Origin of the sequence: Pseudomonas sp. R62 (assembly GCF_000257605.1) — a bacterium.
Lineage (GTDB): Bacteria > Pseudomonadota > Gammaproteobacteria > Pseudomonadales > Pseudomonadaceae > Aquipseudomonas > Aquipseudomonas atacamensis.
In genome coordinates, this window is sequence record NZ_JH635998.1 from 893,190 (window position 1) to 900,426 (window position 7,237).

The 7,237-nt window shown below is 60.9% G+C and carries 6 protein-coding genes and 1 pseudogene; 5 read left to right on the forward strand and 2 right to left on the reverse strand.

The genetic code is table 11. The features are described from left to right. Positions 1 to 106 precede the first annotated feature (106 nt). Positions 107 to 925 carry a tRNA cyclic N6-threonylcarbamoyladenosine(37) synthase TcdA gene (gene tcdA, locus OQK_RS05520; RefSeq protein WP_016771484.1) on the reverse strand — a complete coding sequence of 273 codons (819 nt, stop codon included), beginning with the start codon at positions 923 to 925 and terminating at the stop codon, positions 107 to 109. A gap of 214 nt (positions 926 to 1,139) precedes the next feature. On the opposite strand from tcdA, the gene OQK_RS05525 reads away from it, so the two are divergent. The 4 genes from OQK_RS05525 (at position 1,140) to OQK_RS05540 (ending at position 6,382) form a co-directional block, all read left to right on the forward strand. Next, a complete protein-coding gene (locus tag OQK_RS05525) occupies positions 1,140 to 3,731 on the forward strand; it encodes a glycosyltransferase (protein WP_016771485.1) in 2,592 nt (863 codons plus the stop codon). Between the two features lie 237 nt (positions 3,732 to 3,968). Then, positions 3,969 to 5,120 carry a succinyl-diaminopimelate desuccinylase gene (gene dapE / locus OQK_RS05530; protein WP_016771486.1) on the forward strand — a complete coding sequence of 384 codons (1,152 nt, stop codon included), beginning with the start codon at positions 3,969 to 3,971 and terminating at the stop codon, positions 5,118 to 5,120. Next, entirely contained in the window at positions 5,120 to 5,929 is an 810-nt protein-coding gene (locus tag OQK_RS05535; protein WP_016771487.1) for a putative RNA methyltransferase, read from the forward strand. The genes dapE and OQK_RS05535 overlap by 1 nt, the downstream gene beginning before the upstream one ends. Positions 5,930 to 6,004: 75 nt before the next feature. Continuing rightward, positions 6,005 to 6,382 carry a hypothetical protein gene (locus tag OQK_RS05540; RefSeq protein WP_016771488.1) on the forward strand — a complete coding sequence of 126 codons (378 nt, stop codon included), beginning with the start codon at positions 6,005 to 6,007 and terminating at the stop codon, positions 6,380 to 6,382. A gap of 138 nt (positions 6,383 to 6,520) precedes the next feature. Here OQK_RS05540 and OQK_RS05545 read toward each other — a convergent pair whose 3' ends face one another. After that, positions 6,521 to 6,730 (reverse strand): cold-shock protein, encoded by a 210-nt coding sequence (locus OQK_RS05545; RefSeq protein ID WP_016771489.1) that lies wholly within the window; start codon positions 6,728 to 6,730, stop codon positions 6,521 to 6,523. Between the two features lie 236 nt (positions 6,731 to 6,966). On the opposite strand from OQK_RS05545, the pseudogene OQK_RS05550 reads away from it, so the two are divergent. After that, positions 6,967 to 7,237, forward strand: a pseudogene (locus tag OQK_RS05550) (glycerol-3-phosphate 1-O-acyltransferase PlsB); the annotation flags it as partial.

Genomic DNA, 7,237 nt, shown 5'->3' on the forward strand with positions numbered 1-7,237 from the left:
CTCTGCGTGGGAATGCCTCAACGAACGCTCCGCGTTCGGCTCTGGATGGGACGCGGAGCGTCCCGGGCTGCATTACCACGCGGAGCGTGGGAACGATCAAATACCTTCAGGCTTGAGGCTTGACCCGGTCCGCAGGGCGCCGAACACCAGCGACAATCTTGTCCACAGCCTTGGTCGCCGCGACCATGCCAAATGTCGCGGTAACCATCATCACCGCGCCAAACCCGCCGGCGCAGTCGAGCTTCACGCCGTCGCCGACAAAACTCTTCTGCAGACAAATGCTGCCGTCCGGTTTCGGGTAGCGCAGCTGTTCGGTGGAAAACACACACGGCACGCTGTAGTGACGGGTCACGGTGCGGGAAAAGCCGTAGTCCCGGCGCAACGTCGAACGGACTTTCGAAGCCAGCGGATCGTTGAAGGTGCGGTTCAGATCGCAGACCTGAATCAGCGTCGGGTCAATCTGCCCGCCCGCCCCGCCAGTGGTAATAATCTGGATCTTGCGGCGTTTGCACCAGGCGATCAGCGCCGCTTTGGCATTGACCGCATCGATGCAGTCGATCACGCAGTCGATGTTCGGCGTGATGTATTCGGCCATGGTGTCGCGGGTAACGAAATCGGCCACGGCGTGCACCGTGCAATCGGGGTTGATCCCGCGCAGGCGCTCGGCCATCACCTCGACCTTGGGTTTGCCGACGGTGCTGTCCAGCGCATGCAACTGGCGGTTGGCATTGCTGACGCAGACGTCGTCGAGGTCGAACAGCGAAATCTCGCCCAGCCCGCAACGGGCCATGGCTTCCGCCGCCCAGGAACCGACGCCACCGACGCCGACGATCGCCACATGGGCGGCGCGCAAGCGTTCCAGGCCCTCGATGCCATACAAACGGGCGATGCCTGCAAACCGCGGATCTTCTGTACTCATGACCATTACCCCAAAAACCGGCGCGCATTATAGGGCTACGCAGCGACAAGTTTTAAGCTGCAAGCGACAAGTGTAAGAACTTAAGTAAGAGACGGCTGCCCAATGTCAGGCATTTTCCCATCAGTTGTACGGCTGGTTAACCGCCGGTGTAGGATGCGCGCCCCTCGGGCGTCTATCCGACCGATCCTTCGTTCCACAGCCTTTGGAACCCGAAACAGCTATGTCATCGCGTAAATTTGGACTCAACCTGGTGGTGGTGCTGGCCATCGCTGCCTTGTTCACCGGTTTCTGGGCGCTGGTCAATCGCCCGGTCACGGCGCCGAACTGGCCGCAGCAAATCTCCGGCTTCTCGTATTCGCCATTCCAGCAGGGGCAATTCCCACAGAAGGATCAGTATCCGTCTGACGACGAAATGCGCCGTGACCTGGAAATCATGAGCAAGCTGACCGACAACATTCGTATCTATTCGGTCGACGGCTCGCTTGGAGACATCCCGCAACTGGCGGAGGAATTCGGCCTGCGCGTCACCCTCGGCATCTGGATCAGCCCGGACCAGGAACGCAACGAACGGGAAATCACCAAAGCCATCGAGCTGGCCAACACCTCCAGAAGCGTCGTGCGCGTGGTGGTCGGCAACGAGGCGCTGTTTCGCGAAGAGATCACCCCGGAAGCGCTGATCGTTCTGCTGGATCGGGTGCGCGCTGCGGTCAAAGTACCGGTGACCACCTCCGAGCAATGGCATATCTGGGAGAAATACCCGCAACTGGCCAAGCACGTTGACCTGATCGCCGCCCACGTCCTGCCCTACTGGGAATTCATTCCGGTGGACAAGGCCGGCCAGTTCGTCTTCGACCGTGCCCGCGATCTGAAAAAACTCTTTCCGAAAAAACCGCTGCTGCTCTCCGAGGTCGGCTGGCCGAGCAATGGTCGCATGCGCGGTGGTGCCGATGCCTCGCCGGCAGATCAGGCGATTTACCTGCGCACACTGGTCAACAAGCTCAATCGCCAAGGCTTCAACTACTTCGTGATCGAAGCGTTCGACCAGCCGTGGAAGGCCAGCGATGAAGGTTCGGTCGGCGCCTACTGGGGCGTGTTCAACGCCGCGCGCCAGCAGAAATTCAATTTCGAAGGCCCGGTGGTGGCGATTCCGCAATGGCGCGTGCTGGCCATCGGCTCGGTGGTGCTGGCGCTGCTGTCGCTGACCCTGCTGATGATCGACGGCTCGGCGCTGCGCCAGCGTGGTCGCACGTTCCTGACGTTTATCGCGTTCCTCTGCGGTTCGGTGCTGGTGTACATCGGTTACGACTACAGCCAGCAATACAGCACGTGGTTCAGCCTCACGGTCGGATTCCTCTTGGCGCTCGGTGCGCTCGGGGTATTCATCGTCCTGCTCACCGAGGCCCATGAACTGGCCGAAGCGGTGTGGATTCACAAGCGCCGGCGGGAGTTCCTGCCGGTACTGGGCGATTCCGATTACCGACCGAAAGTGTCGATCCACGTGCCCTGCTACAACGAGCCGCCAGAGATGGTCAAACAGACCCTCGATGCCTTAGCCGCGCTCGATTATCCGGATTTCGAAGTCCTGATCATCGACAACAACACCAAGGACCCGGCGGTGTGGGAACCGGTGCGCGATTACTGCGCAACCCTCGGCCCGCGCTTCAAGTTCTTCCACGTTTCGCCGCTGGCCGGTTTCAAGGGCGGCGCGCTGAATTACCTGATTCCGCATACCGCCAAGGACGCCGAAGTCATTGCCGTGATCGACTCCGATTACTGCGTACACCCAAACTGGCTCAAGCACATGGTGCCGCACTTCGCCGACCCGAAAATCGCCGTGGTGCAGTCGCCGCAGGATTATCGCGACCAGAACGAAAGCACCTTCAAGAAGCTCTGCTACGCCGAATACAAGGGCTTCTTCCACATCGGCATGGTCACCCGCAACGACCGTGACGCGATCATTCAGCACGGCACCATGACCATGACCCGCCGTTCCGTGCTGGAGGAATTGGGCTGGGCTGACTGGTGCATCTGTGAAGACGCCGAACTCGGCCTGCGCGTATTCGAGAAAGGCCTGTCGGCGGCGTATTACCACGACAGCTACGGCAAGGGCCTGATGCCGGATACCTTCATCGACTTCAAGAAACAGCGTTTCCGCTGGGCCTATGGCGCGATTCAGATCATCAAGCGCCACACCCGCAGCCTGCTGCGCGGCAAGGACACCGAACTGACTCGCGGTCAGCGTTATCACTTCCTCGCCGGTTGGCTGCCGTGGGTCGCCGATGGCATGAACATCTTCTTCACCGTTGGCGCGCTGTTGTGGTCGGCGGCGATGATCATCGTGCCGCAACGGGTCGATCCGCCGCTGCTGATTTTCGCAATCCCGCCGCTGGCGCTGTTCGTGTTCAAGGTCGGCAAGATCATCTTCCTCTACCGCCGCGCCGTCGGTGTGAATCTGAAAGATGCGTTCTGCGCGGCGCTGGCCGGGCTGGCGTTGTCGCACACCATCGCCAAAGCGGTGCTGTACGGTTTCTTCACCAGCAGCATTCCGTTCTTCCGCACGCCGAAAAACGCTGACAACCACGGTTTCTGGGTGGCGATCAGCGAGGCTCGCGAGGAGCTGTTCATCATGCTGTTGCTGTGGGGCGCGGCGCTGGGGATCTTCCTCGTGCAGGGCATTCCGAGCAATGACATGCGCTTCTGGGTAACCATGCTGCTGGTGCAGTCGCTGCCGTATCTGGCGGCGCTGATCATGGCGTTCCTGTCGTCGCTGCCCAAACCTGTGGCCAAGGCTGAGCCGGCACCGGTCGTCTAAATCCGCAACGCAGCACTAAACGGCGGCCAATGGTCGCCGTTTTGCTTTAAGATAACCGCCATTTTGCGGGGCTTGGCGTGATAACCGGTCTGACTGACCACCCCTGTCCCTTGTGGGAGCGAGCCTGCTCGCGAAGGCGTTGTAACATTCAACCTTTAAGGTGCCTGGTAGACCGCTTTCGCGAGCAAGCTCGCTCCCACATTGGCCCTCGCTCAAATTCATGATCCGGAGTTTTCCATGACGGCCCACGCCGACCTATCGCCGACCCTTCAACTGGCCATCGACCTGATCCGCCGTCCCTCCGTAACCCCGGTCGATGCCGACTGCCAGAAGCAGATGATGCAGCGCCTGGGCGATGCCGGTTTCACCCTGGAGCCGATGCGCATCGAAGATGTGGATAACTTCTGGGCCACTCACGGCAACAACGACGGCCCGGTGCTGTGCTTCGCTGGCCACACCGACGTGGTACCGACCGGTCCGGTTACCGCATGGCAGATCGATCCGTTCAATGCCGTGATCGACGAACATGGCATGCTCTGCGGCCGTGGCGCGGCAGACATGAAAGGCAGCCTGGCATCGATGACAGTCGCCGCTGAACGCTTTGTCGCCGATTACCCGAACCATAAAGGCAAGGTCGCGTTCCTGATCACCAGCGACGAAGAAGGCCCGGCGCATCACGGCACCAAGGCAGTGGTCGAGCGTCTGGTCGCGCGCAACGAGCGTCTGGACTGGTGCATCGTTGGCGAACCGTCGAGCACCACCCTGGTCGGCGATGTGGTGAAAAACGGCCGTCGCGGCTCCCTCGGCGCCAAGCTCACGGTCAAAGGCGTGCAGGGTCACGTGGCCTACCCGCACCTGGCTAAGAACCCGATCCACCTCGCCGCTCCGGCGCTGGCAGAGCTGGCCGCCGAGCACTGGGACCACGGTAACGACTTCTTCCCGCCGACCAGTTTCCAGATTTCCAACCTCAATTCCGGCACCGGCGCGACCAACGTGATCCCGGGTGATCTGGTGGCGGTGTTCAACTTCCGTTTCTCCACCGAATCGACCGTCGAAGGCCTGCAGAAACGCGTTGCCGACATCCTCGACAAGCATGGTCTGGACTGGCACATCGACTGGGCACTGTCCGGCCTGCCGTTCCTCACCGAACCGGGCGCGCTGCTCGATGCGGTGTCGTCGAGCATCAAGGACATCACCGGTCGCGAGACCAAGGCGTCGACCAGCGGCGGCACCTCCGATGGCCGTTTCATCGCGACCATGGGCACGCAAGTGGTTGAACTGGGCCCGGTCAACGCGACCATCCACCAGGTCAACGAGCGCGTGCTGGCAGCCGATCTCGACGTGCTGACCGAAATCTATTACCAGACCCTGATCAAGTTGCTCGCCTGATGCTCGCGTGCCCGATCTGCAGTGAGCCGCTCAATGCGGTAGAGAACGGCGTGGTCTGCCCCGCCGGGCATCGGTTTGACCGTGCGCGTCAGGGTTATCTGAACCTGTTGCCGGTGCAGCACAAGAACAGCCGCGACCCGGGCGACAATCAAGCGATGGTCGAGGCGCGGCGTGATTTCCTCAACGCCGGGCACTACGCGCCAGTCGCCAGGCGTCTGGCTGAATTGGCGGCGAGTTATGCGCCAGAGCGCTGGGTCGACATCGGTTGTGGCGAGGGTTACTACACCGCGCAAATCGCAGAGGCTTTGCCCAATGCTGACGGCTACGCGCTGGACATTTCCCGCGAAGCCGTCAAACGCGCCTGCAAGCGCAATCCGGCGATCACCTGGTTGATCGCCAGCATGGCCCGCGTGCCATTGGCCTCAGGCAGTTGCCAGTTTCTCGCCAGCGTCTTCAGTCCGTTGGATTGGGAGGAAGCCAAGCGTCTGCTCAGCGTCGGCGGCGGGCTGATGAAAGTCGGCCCGACCCGTGGCCATCTGATGGAATTGCGCGAACGCCTGTACGACGAAGTGCGCGAGTATACCGACGACAAGCACCTGGCCCTGGTGCCGGCAGGCATGGCCTTGGCGCACAGCGAAACCCTGGAATTCAAGCTGACTCTGGACAAGCCCGAGGACCGCGCCAACCTGTTGGCGATGACGCCTCACGGCTGGCGTGCCAGTGCCGAGCGTCGCGCGGCGGTGATCGAACAGGCCGAGCCGTTCGAGACCACCGTGTCGATGCGCTACGATTATTTCGTTCTTCAATAACTTTTGGTCTCGGGCAAAGGCCCGGGGCCGGCTAAATCCGCGAATGGATTTTTCAGACCCGCAGTGAGGACATCCATGCGCCAACCGGACATCGAGATTTACCTGAAAGACGCCGACGTCGACCACAAGGCCATCGCCGCCTGGCTCGGCCAAGCGCTGGGCCCGTGCAGCGACTGGGTACAGAAGGGCCAGACGTACAAGTGCAAGGCCGGCAACGTGCCGGTGACCTGGCTGCCGAAAGCCGTGGGCAAGTGGAACAGCCTGTTCCTGGAAAGCGACCAGACCCCCTGGGACGACGACATCGCCTGCGCCCGCGCAGCCTTTGCGGCACTGAACGTCGAGGTGCGCTGCGCACCGGGAACGTGGGTCGAAGAAGAAGGTGAAGAAACCGCTGATCGCTGGATTCGCATCAGCGAAGACGGAGAAGAAGAAATCACCTGGAAGACCGCGTAACCAGGGCAACGTAGAGCCCACGTGGGAGCGAGCCTGCTCGCGAATGCGCAGTGTCAGTCGATATGAATGGTGACTGATACACCGCATTCGCGAGCAGGCTCGCTCCCACAGTGGTTTTTGGCGTTCTGGAGGTTTGTGTTACAGACCTACAACATCCTCAGCCTGCAAGCCCTTCTCGCCGGTGATCACCGCGTACTCAACCTGTTGACCTTCGGTCAGCGAGCGGTGCCCTTCGCCGCGAATTGCGCGGTAGTGCACGAACACGTCCACGCCGTCGTCGCGCTGGATAAAGCCATAGCCTTTGGCGTCGTTGAACCACTTCACGTTGCCGGTTTCGCGTGTTGCCATCTGTTCATACTCCTTTTTTATTATTGAACGGGCTTTTCGCAGGAAAGCCTTCGAGGAACGTCAGCCTGCGTCCGACGTCCATGACAGGGCACCGGCAACAGAGCGCCGAGTATATGACAGGTGCGAAAACTCTCAACAGGAGATTACTTCGGTGCTTTTTTGCCGATTTTCGCCTAATACGGCAAACTGTCCGCCCCGAGCGCCTGCTCGGTTTTATTCACTCACGCAGAAGCCGTATGACCCGTTCCCCGTTCCGCCGTCTTGTGTTTGGCACCCTGCGCCGCCTGTTGTATCTCTGGGTTCGCTCCGAGACCATCAATCAGTCGTCGTTCACTCTTAACCTCGACCGCAGTCGTCCGGTGTTCTACGTCCTGCAAAACCCTTCGCTGACCGATCTGGCGGTGGTTGACACCGAGTGCACCAAGGCCGGTTTGCCACGCCCGGTGCTGGCGGTGTCGGTGGGTTCACTCATCGAACCAGCGGCGTTTTTCTATTTGACGCCGGACC

Excerpts from the sequence above, each read along its gene's own strand:
- tcdA (WP_016771484.1), bottom strand. The coding sequence starts at position 925 with ATGGTCATGAGTACAGAAGATCCGCGGTTTGCAGGCATCGCCCGTTTG.
- OQK_RS05540 (WP_016771488.1), top strand. The coding sequence starts at position 6,005 with ATGCGCCAACCGGACATCGAGATTTACCTGAAAGACGCCGACGTCGAC.
- OQK_RS05535 (WP_016771487.1), top strand. The coding sequence starts at position 5,120 with ATGCTCGCGTGCCCGATCTGCAGTGAGCCGCTCAATGCGGTAGAGAAC.
- OQK_RS05525 (WP_016771485.1), top strand. The coding sequence starts at position 1,140 with ATGTCATCGCGTAAATTTGGACTCAACCTGGTGGTGGTGCTGGCCATC.
- OQK_RS05545 (WP_016771489.1), bottom strand. The coding sequence starts at position 6,730 with ATGGCAACACGCGAAACCGGCAACGTGAAGTGGTTCAACGACGCCAAA.
- dapE (WP_016771486.1), top strand. The coding sequence starts at position 3,969 with ATGACGGCCCACGCCGACCTATCGCCGACCCTTCAACTGGCCATCGAC.